This is a genomic window from Pseudoduganella sp. RAF53_2 (assembly GCF_052113985.1).
Taxonomy (GTDB): domain Bacteria; phylum Pseudomonadota; class Gammaproteobacteria; order Burkholderiales; family Burkholderiaceae_D; genus Rugamonas.
In genome coordinates, this window is the sequence record NZ_JBFRDW010001048.1 from 1 (window position 1) to 1,157 (window position 1,157).

Sequence of the window (1,157 nt, forward strand, 5' to 3'; positions counted from 1 at the left end):
GCCAAGATCCTGCCCGGGGAGTATTACTACACCAACAAGGACATGCTGATCGTGACGGTGCTGGGCTCCTGCGTGTCGGCCTGCATCCGCGACCGCGTATCGGGCCTGGGCGGCATGAACCATTTCATGCTGCCGGATGGCGGCTCGGACGGGAACAGCCCGATTTCCGCCTCCGCGCGCTACGGCACCTACGCGATGGAAGTGCTGATCAACGACCTGATGAAGGCCGGTGCGCGGCGCGAGAACCTGGAAGCGAAAGTCTTTGGCGGCGGTGCGGTGCTGAAAGGCTTCACCGCGATTAACGTCGGCGAACGTAATGCGGCGTTCGTGCAGACCTTCCTGCGCAATGAGAAGATCCGCATCATGGCCGAAGACCTGAACGATATTTATCCACGCAAGGTGTACTTCTTCCCGCGCACCGGCAAGGTGCTGGTGAAGAAGCTGATGCAAACCCATAACGATACCCTGGCCAAACGGGAAATCGAATACGCCAGCCGGCTCAAGGTGCAACCGGTCGGTGGCGAAGTCGAGCTGTTCTGAAACGAAGGTAACAAGCTATGAACAAGATCAAAGTCCTGATTGTGGACGACTCTGCGCTCATCCGCAGCGTCATGACCGAAATCATCAAGTCGCAGCCCGATATGGAAGTAGTGGGCGTGGCCCCCGATCCCCTGGTGGCGCGCGAACTGATCAAGCAGACCAACCCGGACGTGCTGACGCTGGACGTCGAAATGCCGAAGATGGATGGGCTGGATTTCCTGGAACGCCTGATGCGCCTACGGCCAATGCCGGTGGTGATGGTGTCCTCGCTGACCGAGCGCGGTTCGGAAATCACGCTGCGCGCGCTGGAACTGGGCGCGGTCGATTTCGTCACCAAGCCCAAGATCTCCATCCAGAGCGGCATGCGCGAGTACGCCGAGCTGATTTCCGACAAAATCCGCGCCGCGTCCAAGGCCCGCATCCGGGCGCGCACCCTGCCGCAAGCGGGCGCCGAGGGTGGCGCACAACTGCCACAATTGCGCAATCCGCTGATGTCTTCCGAAAAACTGATTATCGTGGGCGCGTCCACGGGCGGCACGGAGGCGATCCGTGAATTCCTGATGCAGATGCCGTCCGACTGCCCGGGCATCCTGATCACCCAGCACATGCCGGAGGGC

General features: G+C 60.9%; 2 protein-coding genes. Both read left to right on the plus strand.

The window, feature by feature from the left end:
- Positions 1-540 (plus strand): chemoreceptor glutamine deamidase CheD (gene cheD / locus AB4Z11_RS32200; protein ID WP_442030315.1); only part of this gene is annotated, 540 nt, incomplete at its 5' end.
- Positions 541-557: 17 nt separating this feature from the next.
- A partial coding sequence (locus tag AB4Z11_RS32205; protein WP_442030317.1) for a response regulator occupies positions 558-1,157 on the plus strand: 600 nt, incomplete at its 3' end.